The organism is Geodermatophilus sp. URMC 64 (assembly GCF_053502555.1).
In genome coordinates, this window is record NZ_CP199955.1 from 2,484,238 (window position 1) to 2,498,417 (window position 14,180).

Consider the following 14,180-nt stretch of genomic DNA (forward strand, 5'->3'; position numbering starts at 1 on the left):
ACATCCGATGCCGAAGCAGATCCACCTCGCCGCGCACTTCCCCGGCGTCAACAACACCACGGTGTGGAGCGACCCGGCCGCCGGCAGCCACATCGAGTTCTCCTCGTTCGTCCGGTTCGCGCAGGCCGCCGAGCGCGGCAAGTTCGACTTCCTGTTCCTCGCCGAGGGGCTGCGGCTGCGGGAGCAGAACGGGCAGATCTACGACCTCGACGTCGTCGGCCGGCCGGACACCTTCACCGTGCTGGCCGCCCTCGCCGCCGTCACCGACCGGCTCGGGCTCACCGGGACGATCAACTCCACCTTCAACGAGCCGTACGAGGTGGCCCGGCAGTTCGCCACGCTCGACCACCTCTCCGGCGGCCGGGCGGCGTGGAACGTCGTCACCTCGTGGGACGCGTTCACCGGGGAGAACTTCCGGCGCGGCGGGTTCCTCCCGCAGGACCAGCGTTACGACCGGGCACGCACGTTCCTGCAGACGACGATGGAGCTGTTCGACTCCTGGCGCGGCGACGAGATCGTGGCCGACGCGTCGTCCGGGGTTTTCCTCGGCGATCCGGACGCCGGGCGCTTCGCGCACTCGGACGCCCATTTCGACATCTCGGGTCGCTTCGACGTGCCGCGCAGCCCGCAGGGCCGGCCGGTGATCTTCCAGGCGGGCGACTCGGAGGAGGGGCGGGAGTTCGCGGCGTCGTCGGCCGATGCCATCTTCAGCCGGCACTCCACCAAGGAGGCGGGCCAGGCGTTCTACGCCGACGTCAAGGGTCGGCTGCCGAAGTACGGACGACGGCGGGAGGACCTGCTGATCCTGCCCGCCGCGACGTTCGTCATCGGCGACACCGACGCCGAGGCCGCCGAGCTCGCGCACGAGGTGCGCCGGCAGCAGGTGTCCGGGCAGACGGCGCTGCGGTTCCTCGAGCAGGTGTGGAACCGCGACCTGTCCGCCTACGACCCGGACGGGCCGCTGCCCGACGTCGACCCGGCGGTGGGGGAGGACCACGTCGCGAAGGGGCGCGCGCAGGTGCGCATGTACCGCGACCCGCTGGCCACCGCGCGGCAGTGGCGTGAGCTCGCCGCGGAGAAGGGCTACTCGATCCGGGAGCTGATGATCGAGGTGCAGAGCCGGCAGTCGTTCATCGGCAGCCCGGCCACGGTGGCCGCGACCATCGACGACCTGGTGCAGTCCGACGCGGCCGACGGCTACATCCTCGTTCCGCACATCACACCCGGCGGGCTGGACCCGTTCGTCGACCGCGTCGTGCCCCTGCTGCAGGAGCGGGGCGTCTTCCGCGCCGACTACACGGGGACGACGCTGCGCGACCACCTGGGCGTGGGACCGGCCTAGACGATCAGCGGCAGGCGCGGGTCCGGGTGGTCGCGGCGTCCCGACGCGGCCCGGACCCACGCCTCGTCGTCGGTCAGGTCGGCGGGCCGGCCGGCCACCGTCCGGCGGGCCAGCAGTTCGTCGAGGATCCGCGCGGTGAGGGCGATGCCCTCGGGAGTGGCGACCGTCGGCCGGTCGAGCGCGTCGGTGACGTCGATGCCGTGGACGACGGCCTCCACGACGCGGGTCGGCACCCACTCCTCGAGGGTCATCAGCGCGAAGAAGCCGGAGCCGATGGTGGTGCGGTCGTGCTCGCGGATGCCGTCCAGGCTGCGGGCGAACGTGCTCTTCGTCTGCCGCACCAGGCTCTCGCGGGTCTGATCGGCGGCGTGCTTGACGGCGTAGTCGTAGACGACCGGGGCGACCTGGCTGCGGTCGGCGATGAAGAAGGACACCCGGTCCCGGCCGGGCTGGCCCTCCTGCACCGTGTTGAGCAGGTTGAGGGTGAGCCCGATCGAGATGTCGATGTGCCCGACGAGGTCGGACACCCGCCAGTGCGGGACGCCGCCCTCCGGGACCAGGTGCGTCTGCCGCGTCCAGTCCTCGTCGGTGAGCCCGTCCAGGACGGCGGACACCGCCGCCAGCTCGCGCTCCAGCAGGTCGGTCATGGGATCCGTCATCGGAGGGCCCCTTCCGCGCACGGGTGGGCCGGGACGCTCGTCGCCTCCTGTGCGGCTGTCAAGGGTGCCGGCTCACCAGTCGCCGTCCGGCGGGGTGAACTGGCTGACGGTGAACTCGGCCCCCTCGGGGTCGCGCAGCAGCGCGGTCTTGGTCCACAGGCTCTCGTCGGAGCGCAGCACGGTGGCGCCGAGGCGTTCGGCGGCGGCGGCGCTGTCGTCGCGGTCCTGGACCGTGAAGGTCACGTGCCACTGCGCCGGCTCGCCGGGCTCGACCACGAGCAGTCCGCCGATCACGTCGGCGAAGCCCGCCGGGGCGGAGGCCTGGCGCTCGTGGATCCCCGGATCGACGGTCGCCGCGAGGAGGTCGCCGTAGCCAGGCACCTGGATCATCGTCCCGGCGCCCTGCTCCATGTCGACGGCGACCCAGCCGAACAGCGGCGCGTAGAAGGCCATCGCCGCGTCGCGGTCGGGGGTGTGCAGGTCGCTGAAGTTCCACGTCGCGGGCGCGTTGGTGAGCTGCGCGCCGAGCCGCCGGCCCGCCTGCCACAACCGGAACCGGGCTCCGAAGGGATCCGCGCAACTCGCCCCCCGGCCGGCCGGTCCGGCGTCGGCAGGCGGGGCGAGGACAGTTCCGCCCCGCTCGGGGACGGCGGCCACCGTGGCATCGACGTCGTCCACGGCGACGTAGGTGTTCCACTGCGCCATCGAGCCGGCCCGCGCCGGGGCCAGCGCGGCGACGTCCCGGCCGTCCAGGGTGGCGATCAGGTACGAGCCCGGCGCGTCCGGTGGCATCGCGTCGGTCAGGGTCCATCCGAAGAGCCCGGCGTAGAACGCGCGACCGGCGTCGAGGTCGGGCAACTCGCAGTCGATCCAGCAGGTCACGCCGTGCGGGTAGGTCCGTTGCTGGGCCATGGTCACCTCCGGAGTGGTCGGCGGGGAGGCTAACGACGGGTGCCGACAGTCCGGGTCGCTCGACGCGGGCCCCCGACGGAATCTGTGGACAGCCGCTTGACCTGGGGGTTCAGGTCGTGCAAGTTGCCGTTCAGAGGTATTCTTCGTACGTCTGTTCGAGTGGCGAGGAGGTGTCGTGAACGGCGTGCTGACGGCGCTCGAGGAGCGGGCCTCCGACGACCTCCACGCACAGTCCTCGACGCAGCTGCTCGAGCGGACCCGCGGCCTGGTCGAGGTGATCAACCGGGCGCAGGCGGAGCTGGCGCGCACGGTGCGGACCGCGGACAGCAGGCAGGTGTTCGCCGGGGACGGGATGGCGACCGCGCAGTCGTGGCTGCGCGGGCACTGCCGGCTCTCGGGTGCCGCCGCCGCGCAGGTGGTGCGCAACGGCCGGGCGCTGGAGCAGCTGCCCGCGGTGGCCGCGGCGCACGCGGCCGGGGAGCTCACCGCCGATCAGGTGGCCGTGATCGCCAGGATCACCGGGCCGCGGGCGGCCGCGCTGATCGTGCAACGGGACGGCGACCTGGCCGGCATCGCCGGCGTGCTCGCCCGCTTCGCCGCCGGGCACAAGCACGAGGAGCTGGTGCGGCTGGTGCACACCCTGCTCGAGCGGCTCGACGAGGACGGCCCCGAGCCCGATCCGACCGAGGAGCGGTTCCTGTCCTTTGCCAAGCACGCCGACGGGTCGGGCACCGGCCGCTTCCACCTCGACGCCCTCGGCATGGAGAAGCTGCAGGCGGCGATCGAGTCGATCCTGCAGGCCCACCGGCCCGCCGGCGACGAGCGCACCCGGTCCCAGCAGCAGGCCGACGCCCTGGTCCAGCTCTGCGACATTCACCTCGGCTGTGGCACGCTGCCGCTGCTGCGCACCGTCAAGCCGCACGTCGCGGTCAAGATCGGTTCCGCCGACCTGGCCGACCCGGAAGTCGGCAGGGGTGCGGCGAGCCTGGGCTTCGGCGGGGTGGTCTCCGCCGCCCGGGCCCGGCAGGTCGCCTGCGACGCCGAGCTGCGCCGCTACCTGCGCACCGCCGAGGGTGAGCTGCTCGACCTGGGCCGGGCCCAGCGGCTGGTCACCCCGGGCCTGCGCACGGCGGTCGAACTCCGCGACGAGACCTGCGTGTTCGCCGGCTGCGGAGCGCCGCACCACTGGTGCGAGGTTCATCACGTGATCCACTGGCTCTTCGGCGGCGAGACCGACCTGGAGAACTCCGGGTTGCTGTGCGAGCGGCACCACACCCAGGTGCACCACGGCTTCCGGATCGAGCGAGATACCGCCGGCCGATGGCACACCTACCGCCCCGACGGCACCGAGATCCTGGTGATCCGGCCACCCGCCGACGACCCGAGGCTCGCCCGCGCCGGGTGAGTCCGCTGCGGTGTGAACAGCACGGCGCCCGAGCCGAACGCCCGACCTGAAGGGTGCATGCCGGCGCGGCCGTGCGCGGGCAACCTGAGCCGGACCCGGCGATGAGCGGCGCGCCGATCTCCGGTCCACCCTGCATGACGCACGAGACGGTCATCTCCGCGGACGGAACGTCCATCGCCTACGAGGTCTTCGGTTCCGGCCCACCTTTGATCACGGTGTGCGGGGCGACGTGCGACCGCGCCCTCATGCGTCCCACTGCGCAGGCGCTCGGTTCGCACTTCCGGACCGTGAACTACGACCGCCGAGGTCGCGGCGACAGCGGGGACACCTTTCCCTATGCGATCGATCGCGAGATCGAGGACATCGCCGCACTGATCGACGAGGTCGGCGGCTGGGCCCACCTCTACGGACACTCCTCGGGAGCCGGCCTGGTCCTCCATGCCGTCGCGGCTGGCGTGGCCGCGCGCGCGTTCGTCCTCCACGATCCGCCCTACTCGCCCGAGGACGAGACGGCGCAGGACGAGGCGCGACGCTACGGGCGTACCCTCCGCGACCTGCTCGGGGAGAACAGGAACGCGGAGGCGATCGAGACGTTCTGCCGCCTCACCGGGATGCCTGACGAGATGATCGACGAGATGCGGGCGACATCCCGATGGGCGGAGCTCACCGCGCTCGCGCCGACGCTGGCCTACGACTCAGCGGTGATGGGTGACATCGAGACCGGGGGCGAGGTCCCGGAAAGCCTCGCAGCCCGAGCGACACGGCCCGGCCTCGTCCTCGTCGGCGGCGACAGCCCGCCGTTCATGCGAGAGGTGAGCAGGCGACTGGCCGACCTGCTGCCCGACGGCCGTCACCGGGTCATCGAAGGTCATGGCCACGTCGTCCCGCCGCAGGTGCTCGCCGCCGTGCTCGCGGAGCACCTGCGCGGGGGCGAGGACCTCCTCGATCAGCGGTAGCAGTAGGAGTCGCTGGACGCGTCGCCACCCTGCAGGCGGGTCTGGTGCGGCCGCAGCCCGCGCCAGTCGTCGCCGGCCGGGAAGAAGCGCTCGTCGATGCTCAGCCCACCCGCCGAGGCGTCGGTGTCGATCTTCGCCATCCACGAGCCGACGCCGGCGGGGAAGAACTGGTCGTCCCAGGCGCCGTAGAGCGAGTTGGTGATGTAGATGCGGCGGCCGTCGCGGCTGACCTCGACCATCTGCGGGCCGCCGGCCAGCGGCTGGTCCGGCGCCGCCGGGTGCGCGGTCCGGCGCACGATGCCGCCGAGGTGCACCGAGCCGACCTCGCGCGGGTTCGCCGGGTCGGAGACGTCGTACTGCTTGAGCTCACCGGTGCCCCAGCACGAGACGTAGAGCATCTTGTCGTCGACCGAGAGATCGATGTCGGTGACCAGCGGCGGAACGGCGCCGAACGGCTTGAGCGCCGGCGGGAGGTCGTCGGGGTCCGCCGGCTCGGCGGGGATCGTGATGACCTTCTCGGCCTTCCACTCCTCGCCGTCGCGGAACCAGCGCCACACCGAGGCGGAGAGGTCCGCGGTGGAGACGACGACGCCGACGAAGCCCCACGTCGCCTCGGGGTCGTGCGACGGCCGAAGCTCCAGCACCATCTGGTGCTCGGTACCGAGGTCGACGGTCTGCTGGTGGCGGCCCTCGGCGAGGTCCCAGAAGTGGAGCGCGTGGCCGTACTTGCCGCCCAGCAGCAGCTCGGGCACCAGCCCGTTCTCGACCATCGCCGGCGTGCCCCACTCGCTGGAGATCAGCGTGTTCTGGTTGAGGTGCCACCAGGCGTCGTAGGCCAGGTACTGCGGCCCACGGTCGGTCTCCCAGGCCCGCAGGACCTCGAAGGTGTTGTGGTCCAGGAGCGCGATACCGCCAGGACCCTCGGCCCCGTCGGCGCCGCCCAGACAGGTGAGGAAGACGCCGTCGGGTCCGCAGTGCAGGGTGTGCGGCCGGGAGTAGCCGGCCTTCTCGGCCAGTTCCTTGGCCTCGATCATCTTGTGCAGGCGGGGTGAGCGCGGGTCCGGGTGGGTGTCGTAGACATGGATGTTGGAGCTGCGCAGCCCGGGCAGCAGCAGGTACCGGCGCTGCAGGCCGTCGGAGCCCATGTCGTGGCCCTCGTGCTTGAGTGCGCTGGAGCAGGCGTTCCAGCCGAAGTGGTGCAGCTCGTCGCCGATCGTGTGGTCCAGGTCGACCCAGCCCACGATCTGCCCGTACGTCGGTGACGCGGCATCCGTGTCGAGAACGGTCAGCGCGTCCGGCTTCTCGCCCGCGCGGTCGAACGCCACCACGTAGGCGAGCTGCTCGGTCGGCGCCGCGATCGCCTCGGAGGGGCTGCGGTAGAAGGTCGGGTCCATCTGGTGTGTCGACGCGGTCATCGCCGGCCACTCCTCGCCTGCTCGGGCTGGGTTTTCCCGACCAAGCTAGTGCGGAATCACCGCGGCCGTCCATGGCCGCGGAGCGCCGTTCTCAGCAGCCCGACGGGGCCTCGCGTACTCGCCCCTCGACCAGGCAGGTGACGCCGGCGACGTGCGAGCGCGCACCGTCGAGATGCGCCTGGACGTGCTCGAGCACCGAGCTCTCCCCGCGTGGCAGGGTGACCAGGATCGGCCGGTGCGCGCGGACGGCGGGGTGCGCGAACGCCTGTCCGACCAGGCGGGCGCCGATGTCGGCGGACAGCCCGGGGGCGTCGGCCCAGAAGTCGACGACGACCCGCTCCTGCTCCTCGGCCACCTGCGCCTCGGCGAGCCGGCCGGCGTCGGTCACCACGGAGACGCCGGTGCGGCTGGTGAGCAGCTCCCACGGGCGGCCGTCCGGTGCCTCGCCGCGGATCCGGCGGGGGAACGTCGCGACCGGGCTGGGGGCGACCACGACAGCGGGCATGCGCTACCTCCGGCAGCGGTAGGTGCGAACAGGGGACCGAGGCGACGGCACGGCATCCCCGGCGAGCCGTCAGTGAGCTCGGTGCGCACCAACCGTGCCGAACGACGCGCCCGGGGGGCAGGGTCCTTCGTCCCGGCTCACCCGAAAGGTCAATCACACCGGATCGAGCCGTCACCGCGTCGCCCAGCGGCGGGTGGGCGCGGCCAGGTGCAGCGCGAACCCGACGAGGTTCAGCGACTGAAACAGGTAGGCCTCCGTCTCGTGCACCCAGAGGATCTTGTAGACGCCGAAGCAGAACAGCGCCGACAGCAGAACGAGCCCGACGACCCAGCCGCGCCGCGAACCGCGCAGCAGGCCGAACCCGCCGTACCACCAGCCGACGAGGGCGGCGGAGAACGCGGGGACGGCGACGTACGCCCAGGGGCCGCCCTCCAGGAACGAGAACACGATCCCGGCGACCGCGGTGACGCTGCCCAGCAGGATCGAGAAGACGGCGGAGACGGCCGGCAATACGGGGATCCGGGGGCGCGTGGCCGGCGGGGTGGGGACGGCGCGGGTGGTGGTCACGGAGCTTCTCCTCATCGTTCGCCGGGGCCGATCCCCGGATGGCGCCGACGTTCGCCGTCCCGCCGTCCCGGACGGATCGGCGCCCGCGTCCCGATGCAGGTCGGGACGCGGTGTCCCATGACGCCGGGACATCCGTCGGCCACCATGACCGCGTGCAGTCGACGGTCGTGGTGGAGCAGCGCCGGGCACCGGCGCTCGCCCCCGTGCTGGCCGCGGTGCTCGTCGCCGCCGTCGCGGTCGAGCTGATCGCGCCGGCCCTCGGCCCCGGCGGCTACCGGACCGGCTGGCTGTGGTGGACCTCCGGGCCGGTCGCGGCGGCGGCGTTCGGCACCCCCGCCGTGCTGCTGCTGCGCCGCGACCCCCGGTCGGTGACCGGCGCCTGGCTGGCCGTCGTCGCCGTCCTCAGCGTGGTCGCCCAGGCGGCCGCCGCGTGGGCGTGGCTGGCCCTGGTCGGTCGCCCCGAGTGGGACCTGCCCGGCGGGGAGCCGCTGCTGTGGGTCGCCGGGATCGCGTGGCTGCCCGGCTACTTCCTGCTGCCCACCGTGCTGCTGCTGCTCGCCCCGGACGGCCGGCTGCCGGGGCCGCGCTGGCGCCCGGTGCTGGCCGGCGCGCTGGTCGCGATCGCCCTGGTGACGGTCCTCAACGCCGTGACGCCGTACCGCACCGGCGCGGGCGTGGACACGATCATCCCGGACCAGCCGGCGTCGCTGACCAACCCGCTGGCGGCGCCGGCGCTGGCCGGGGCGCTGGGCTGGAGCGTCGCGCTGCTGCCGCTGTCCGCCGCCGCGGCCCTGGCCGCGCTGGTCGTGCGGTGGCGCCGGGCCGGCGACCGCGAGCGCCGGCAGCTGCGTGTGGTGCTCACCGGCGCGGTCGCCACCGTCGTCCTGATGGCGGCCACGTTCGCGGTGCCGCACCCGTGGTTCCTGCTGGTCGTCGCGCTCGCCCTGGTGCCGTACCCGCTCGCGCTCGGGGTGGCGGCCGCCCGGCACGGCCTCTTCGACCTCGACCTCGTCGTCCGCCGGTCGGTCGTCTTCGGCCTGCTCAGCGGGTGCGTCGTCGCGGCGTACGTGCTGGCCATCGTGGGCCTCGGCGGCGTCCTCGGCCGGACGACGGGGGCGCCGCTGGTCGCCACCGCGGTCGTCGCGGTCGGCGCCGCGCCGCTGCACGCGTGGCTGCAGCGCCGGGTGGACCGGTGGCTCTACGGCCACCGCTCCGACCCGGCCGGCGCGGTCCGGGGGCTCGCCGAGCGCTGGCAGGCCGGCACCTCCCTCGACGACGTCGCCTGCGACCTCGCCACCGGGCTGCGGCTGCCTTCGGCGCGGATCTCGACCGCGTTCGGCCCGGCCGGCGCGTGGGGCACCCCGCGCGAGCCGCTCACCCGGGTGCCGCTGCGGCACGCCGGCACGGTGGTCGGCGAGCTCGTCGTCGGCACCCGCGAGCCGGGCCGGCCGCTCCCGCGCCGCGACGTCGCCGCGCTGGAGGAGATGGCCACCTACGTCGCGGTCGTCGTCCACGCGCTGGCGCTGACCGAGGACCTGCAGCGCTCCCGCGAGCGGATCGTCGTGGCCCGCGAGGAGGAGCGCCGCCGGCTGCGCCGCGACCTGCACGACGGCCTCGGCCCGGAGCTGGCGTCGATCGCGCTGCAGCTGGAGACCGTCCGCGACCTCGCCGACGGGCCGGGCACGCCGGCCGGGGCACTGGTCGAGTCGCTGCGCGGGCAGCTGCGGGGCGTCCTCGGCGAGGTCCGGCGGATCGTCGACGACCTGCGCCCGCCGGTGCTCGACGACCTGGGCCTGGCCGAGGCGCTGGCGCAGCTGGGCGGCCGGTTCACCGGCTCGAGCACGGAGGTGGACGTCGACGTGGCCGACCTGCCGCCGCTGAGCGCGGCGACCGAGCTCGCGCTGCTGCGCATCGCGGGGGAGGCGCTGACCAACGCCACCCGGCACGGCCGGGCCACCCGGTGCGCGGTGACGCTGGCCGTGGAGGACGGGCTGCTCGCGCTGACCGTCAGCGACAACGGCCGCGGGCTGGCCGGCGAACCCGAGCGGCCCGGGGTCGGGCTGGCCTCGATGCGGGAGCGGGCGCTGGAGCTCGGCGGCTCGTGCACCGTGGAGTCGGTTCCGGGGGAGCGGACGACGGTTCGGGCCCTGCTGCCGCTGGAGCGGACGTCGTGAGCCTGCGCGTGCTGGTCGCCGACGACCACCCGCTCTACCGCGACGGCATCGTCGCGGCGCTGGCGGCGATCGGCACCGCCGAGGTCGTGGGCACCGCCGCGGACGGCGAGGAGGCGGTCGCGCGGGCGCTCGAGCTGCGGCCCGACGTCGTCCTCATGGACCTCTCGATGCCCGGCGTCAACGGCGTGGAGGCCACCCGGCGGATCACCGCGGAGTGCCCGGAGGTCGCCGTCCTCGTGCTCACCATGCTGGAGGGCGACGACTCGGTGCTCTCCGCGGTGAAGGCCGGCGCGCGCGGCTACCTGGTCAAGGGCGCCGACCGGGCGGAGATCGCCAGCGCACTGGACGCCGTGTCCCGCGGCCAGGCGGTGTTCGGCAGCGGCGTGGCCGAGCGGATGCTCGGCCGGCTCACCGATCCGCCCCGCCGGGGCGCCTCCGCGGTGTTCCCGCAGCTGACCGAGCGGGAGGCCGAGATCCTCGACCTGCTCGCCGAGGGCCTGGGCAACGCGGCGATCGCCCGCAAGCTCTTCCTGTCGGAGAAGACGGTGCGCAACCACGTCAGCAACGTGCTCGCCAAGCTCCCGGCGGCCGGTCGGCAGGAGGCCGCCGAGATCGCCCGCGCCGCGCGCCACTGACCGCGCGACACGATGATGGCCTGCGTCACCGGGTGCCGGGGCGCGGCCGGTGCCGGACCTCTGACGCGGAGGAGCAGGCCTGTGTCGACCAACCCCCTCGTGCGCAACGGCTGGTACGTCGGCGCCTGGTCCGACGAGGTCGGCCGGACGCTGATGCAGCGCTGGATCTGCGGCCGGCCGGTGTGCTTCTACCGGCTCTCCGACGGCAGCGTGAACGCCATCGAGGACCGCTGCCCGCACCGCCGCTACCCGCTGTCCCTCGGCCGGCTCGAGGACGACGTCATCACCTGCAACTACCACGGCTACAAGATCGACGGCTCCGGCACCTGCGTCGGCGTCGCCGAGCAGCCGGACACGCCGCGGGCCTCCGTGCACCGCTTCCCGCTCGTGGAGCGCGACGGCATCGTGTGGATCTGGCCCGGGGACGCCGACCGGGCCGACCCCGCCGACATCCCCGACGTCTCGTGGCTCTCCGACGAGAACTGGACCCACGTGCACGGCGTGGTGCCGCTGAGGTCCCGGCAGATCCTGCTGGTCGAGAACCTGCTCGACCTGACCCACGAGACGTTCCTGCACCCGGGCAGCATCGGCAACGCCGCGGTCGCCGCGACCCCGATCGACGTGACCAGCGAGGGCAACCGGGTCTCCTTCGTCCGGCACATGATCGGCATCGAGGCGCCGCCGTTCTACCGGTCGTCGATGGGCGTCACGACCGACATCGACCGGTGGCAGGACGGCGACTTCTACGCTCCCGGTGTGTTCGTCCTGAACATCCGGATCGCGCCGACCGGCACCGAGGAGCCCGAGGGCTTCCACATGAAGGTGCTCTACGGCATGACGCCGGAGACCGAGACGACGACGCACGACTTCTTCGCCCTCGGCCGCGACTACAGGACCGACGACGCCGAGCTGTCGAGGTTCCAGCTGGACCAGCAGCTGGCGGTCATGCAGGAGGACGTCGACGCCCTGGAGATCCAGGAGGTCATGGTTGCCTCCGACCCGGGCATGATCGAGTCGTCGATCCGCTCGGACGTCGCCGGCATCCGCAGGCGGCGGCTGGTCGAGAAGATGGCGAAGGCGGAGGCCGCCGCGGCGGGCCCGGCATCCGGGGCTCCCCCGGGCCGCCGTCCCCATGCCGCGGCGGTGGCCGGCCAGTGACGACCTACGTCCTCGTCCACGGCGCCTGGCACGGCGGCTGGTGCTGGGACCGGGTGGCGCCGCTGCTGCGCGCCGCCGGCCACCAGGTGCACGCGCCCACGCTCACCGGGCTCTCCGAGCGGTCGCACCTGCTCTCGCCGCTGGTCGGGCTCGACACCCACGTCGAGGACGTCGTCCGGCTGATCGACACGCTCGGGCTGACCGACGTCGTCCTCGTCGGGCACAGCTACGCCGGGCAGATCGTGACCGCCGTGGCCGACCGCCGGCCCGACGCGGTCGCGAAGCGGGTCTACCTCGACGCGTTCGTCGGCGCCGACGGCGAGGCGGCGCGCGACCTGCTGCCCGGGACCGTCGAGCACCACTGGGCGGAGTCGGCGGCCGAGCAGGGCTTCGGCTGGCTGGTGCCGGTGCGCAAGCTGTCGGTCCTCGGCGTCACCGAATCCGCCGACGTCGACTGGCTGACCCCGAAGCTCACCCCGCACCCGTGGAAGACCTACACCGACCGGCTGCACCTGACCGGGGCCGTCGACCGGGTGCCGGCCGCGTTCGTCGAGTGCGTGTCGTGGATGCGGGTGTTCGCCGCCCAGGCCGACCGCGCACGGGCGCGCGGCTGGCCGGTGCACGAGCTCGACACCGGTCACGAGGCGATGGTCACCGCCCCCAAGGCGCTGGCCGACGTCCTGCTCGAGCTGGCCGTCTGACTGCAGGAGGAGAAGCCGTGGAGTTCCTCGTCCGGTCCGAGAACCGGCTGCCCGCCGACACCCCGCCCGAGCGGCGGGAGGAGCTGCGGGCGGGGGAGCGCGCGCGGGCGATGGAGCTGCGCGCGGCCGGGATCCTCAAGCGGCTGTGGCGGGTGCCCGGCCGCAACGCGACGATCGGCCTCTACGAGGCCGCCGACCCGGCCGAGCTGCACGACGCGCTGATGTCGTTGCCGATGGCGCCGTGGCTCGACGTGCACGTCGAGGCGCTGGCCACCCACCCCCAGGAGCGCAAGTGACCACCCGCGAGCTGCGCATCTCCTTCCGCCAGCACGACGGGGAGATGGTCGGCCGCTGCTGGTGCGGGCGGACCTTCACCAGCCCCCACCCACGGGAGCTGTGGGAGTGGCTCGACGACCACGAGCACGAGCACGAGCACGCGCCCGCGCCCGCGCCCGCGCCGAGCCCGGCGGAGGTCCGGTCGTGACGCGCTTCGAGGTGCCCGGGACGCCGGTGTTCGACGGGCAGACCAGCCGGCGCGGCTTCCGGATGAACAAGCTGTTCATGAGCCTGCGCGACGCGGCCGCCCGGGAGCGGTTCCTGGCCGACGAGGCCGCCTACTGCCGCGAGTTCGGGCTGACCGCCGAGCAGGAGAAGGCGGTCCTGGACCGCGACTGGCAGGCGATGATCGACCTCGGCGGCAGCATCTTCTACGTGTACAAGCTGGCCATGATGGACGGCCGGTCGATGCAGTACCTCGGCGGCGTGTTCAGCGGCATGACCGAGGAGGAGTTCGTGGCGGCGATGCGTTCGGGAGGACGGCGGGATGGCTGAGGTGATCTGGGGCCTGGCGACCTCGCACGTGCCCTCGATCGGCGCCGCGATGGACCGGGGCAGGACCGAGGACCCGACCTGGAAGGCGCTCTTCGACGGCTACGCCCCGGCGCGGGCGTGGCTGGCCGAGCACACGCCGGACGTGGCGATCGTCGTCTACAACGACCACGCCAACGGCATCGACCTCGACATCGTCCCGACCTTCGGGATCGGCACCGCGGAGCGCTACGAGGTGGCCGACGAGGGCTTCGGCCGCCGCCCGGTGCCCGACGTCGTCGGCGACCCGGACCTGTCCCTGCACCTGCTGGAGAGCCTGGTCGACGAGGGCTTCGACCTCACCGTCTTCCAGGAGCTCGCCGTCGACCACGGGTTCACCGTGCCGCTGTCGGTGTGGACGCCGGACCCCGGCGAGGCCTGGCCGTGCCCGGTGATCCCGCTGCTGGTCAACGTCATCCAGTACCCGCAGCCCACGGCCGCGCGCTGCTACGCCCTCGGCCAGGCCCTGGGCCGGGCGATCCGCAGCTACGACCGCGACATCACGGTCGGGATCCTCGGGACGGGCGGCATGTCGCACCAGCTGGCCGGCGCCCGGGCGGGCTTCATCAACCCCGAGTTCGACGCCATGTGGATGGAGGCGATCGAGAAGGACCCCGCCCGGCTCGCCGCCCTCTCCCGCGAGGAGCTGATCCGGCAGGCCGGCTCCGAGGGCATCGAGCTGATCATGTGGCTGATCATGCGCGGCGCCCTGAACGAGCAGGTGGCGAAGGTGCACTCGCACTACTTCGTGCCGGCGTCCAACACCGCCGCCGGCCTTGCGCTCTTCGACAACCGGGCGCCGGTCCTCGCCTGAGGCCCATAAGAACGTACAGCCGGCACACAGCTTCGGCACGGCCCGCTTTCACGCCGCTCGCTCACGATCG

At 73.4% G+C, this 14,180-nt stretch carries 16 protein-coding genes; 11 read left to right on the top strand and 5 right to left on the bottom strand.

From position 1 onward, the window contains the following. Positions 1-7 precede the first annotated feature (7 nt). Entirely contained in the window at positions 8-1,342 is a 1,335-nt protein-coding gene (locus ACWIYF_RS12210) for an NtaA/DmoA family FMN-dependent monooxygenase (RefSeq protein WP_448628402.1), read from the top strand. On the opposite strand, the gene ACWIYF_RS12215 is transcribed toward ACWIYF_RS12210, so the two are convergent. Together ACWIYF_RS12215 and ACWIYF_RS12220 are read right to left on the bottom strand one after the other, a co-directional pair. Next, positions 1,339-2,001, bottom strand: coding sequence for a maleylpyruvate isomerase N-terminal domain-containing protein (locus ACWIYF_RS12215; RefSeq protein WP_448628403.1), 663 nt, complete (start codon positions 1,999-2,001; stop codon positions 1,339-1,341). The two genes, ACWIYF_RS12210 and ACWIYF_RS12215, sit on opposite strands and share 4 nt — an antisense overlap. Before the next feature lie 72 nt (positions 2,002-2,073). Next, positions 2,074-2,913 (bottom strand): VOC family protein, encoded by an 840-nt coding sequence (locus ACWIYF_RS12220; protein WP_448628404.1) that lies wholly within the window; start codon positions 2,911-2,913, stop codon positions 2,074-2,076. 175 nt (positions 2,914-3,088) lie between these two features. On the opposite strand from ACWIYF_RS12220, the gene ACWIYF_RS12225 reads away from it, so the two are divergent. Together ACWIYF_RS12225 and ACWIYF_RS12230 are read left to right on the top strand one after the other, a co-directional pair. Further along, a complete protein-coding gene (locus ACWIYF_RS12225) occupies positions 3,089-4,318 on the top strand; it encodes a DUF222 domain-containing protein (RefSeq protein WP_448628405.1) in 1,230 nt (409 codons plus the stop codon). A 101-nt stretch (positions 4,319-4,419) separates the two neighbouring features. Beyond that, positions 4,420-5,274 carry an alpha/beta fold hydrolase gene (locus tag ACWIYF_RS12230; protein ID WP_448628406.1) on the top strand — a complete coding sequence of 285 codons (855 nt, stop codon included), beginning with the start codon at positions 4,420-4,422 and terminating at the stop codon, positions 5,272-5,274. Here ACWIYF_RS12230 and ACWIYF_RS12235 read toward each other — a convergent pair. The 3 genes from ACWIYF_RS12235 to ACWIYF_RS12245 all read right to left on the bottom strand — a co-directional run bounded on the left by ACWIYF_RS12235 (position 5,265) and on the right by ACWIYF_RS12245 (position 7,761). Continuing rightward, the gene (locus ACWIYF_RS12235) at positions 5,265-6,689 is read right to left on the bottom strand and encodes a selenium-binding family protein (protein WP_448628407.1); all 1,425 of its coding nucleotides are present in this window, start codon (positions 6,687-6,689) and stop codon (positions 5,265-5,267) included. The two genes, ACWIYF_RS12230 and ACWIYF_RS12235, sit on opposite strands and share 10 nt — an antisense overlap. 91 nt (positions 6,690-6,780) lie before the next feature. Next, the gene (locus tag ACWIYF_RS12240) at positions 6,781-7,194 is read right to left on the bottom strand and encodes a hypothetical protein (RefSeq protein WP_448628408.1); all 414 of its coding nucleotides are present in this window, start codon (positions 7,192-7,194) and stop codon (positions 6,781-6,783) included. A gap of 171 nt (positions 7,195-7,365) precedes the next feature. Next, positions 7,366-7,761, bottom strand: coding sequence for a hypothetical protein (locus ACWIYF_RS12245; protein WP_448628409.1), 396 nt, complete (start codon positions 7,759-7,761; stop codon positions 7,366-7,368). A 152-nt stretch (positions 7,762-7,913) separates the two neighbouring features. Between ACWIYF_RS12245 and ACWIYF_RS12250 the strand changes: the two genes are divergently transcribed. The 8 genes from ACWIYF_RS12250 (at position 7,914) to ACWIYF_RS12285 (ending at position 14,110) form a co-directional block, all read left to right on the top strand. Then, positions 7,914-9,935, top strand: a complete 2,022-nt coding sequence (locus ACWIYF_RS12250; protein WP_448628410.1) for a histidine kinase — start codon at positions 7,914-7,916, stop codon at positions 9,933-9,935. Continuing rightward, positions 9,932-10,570 (top strand): response regulator, encoded by a 639-nt coding sequence (locus tag ACWIYF_RS12255; protein ID WP_448628411.1) that lies wholly within the window; start codon positions 9,932-9,934, stop codon positions 10,568-10,570. The genes ACWIYF_RS12250 and ACWIYF_RS12255 overlap by 4 nt, the downstream gene beginning before the upstream one ends. Before the next feature lie 81 nt (positions 10,571-10,651). Further along, positions 10,652-11,728: a Rieske 2Fe-2S domain-containing protein gene (locus tag ACWIYF_RS12260; protein WP_448628412.1), complete on the top strand. Its 1,077-nt coding sequence runs from the start codon at positions 10,652-10,654 to the stop codon at positions 11,726-11,728. Beyond that, positions 11,725-12,429, top strand: coding sequence for an alpha/beta hydrolase (locus ACWIYF_RS12265; protein ID WP_448628413.1), 705 nt, complete (start codon positions 11,725-11,727; stop codon positions 12,427-12,429). Before ACWIYF_RS12260 ends, ACWIYF_RS12265 begins: the two co-directional genes overlap by 4 nt. Before the next feature lie 17 nt (positions 12,430-12,446). Beyond that, positions 12,447-12,725 (top strand): muconolactone Delta-isomerase family protein, encoded by a 279-nt coding sequence (locus ACWIYF_RS12270; protein ID WP_448628414.1) that lies wholly within the window; start codon positions 12,447-12,449, stop codon positions 12,723-12,725. Continuing rightward, positions 12,722-12,913, top strand: coding sequence for a hypothetical protein (locus tag ACWIYF_RS12275; RefSeq protein ID WP_448628415.1), 192 nt, complete (start codon positions 12,722-12,724; stop codon positions 12,911-12,913). Before ACWIYF_RS12270 ends, ACWIYF_RS12275 begins: the two co-directional genes overlap by 4 nt. Next, positions 12,910-13,260 (top strand): protocatechuate 4,5-dioxygenase subunit alpha, encoded by a 351-nt coding sequence (gene ligA / locus ACWIYF_RS12280; RefSeq protein WP_448628416.1) that lies wholly within the window; start codon positions 12,910-12,912, stop codon positions 13,258-13,260. Before ACWIYF_RS12275 ends, ligA begins: the two co-directional genes overlap by 4 nt. Beyond that, positions 13,253-14,110, top strand: a complete 858-nt coding sequence (locus tag ACWIYF_RS12285) for a class III extradiol dioxygenase subunit beta (RefSeq protein WP_448628417.1) — start codon at positions 13,253-13,255, stop codon at positions 14,108-14,110. The genes ligA and ACWIYF_RS12285 overlap by 8 nt, the downstream gene beginning before the upstream one ends. Positions 14,111-14,180 lie beyond the last annotated feature (70 nt).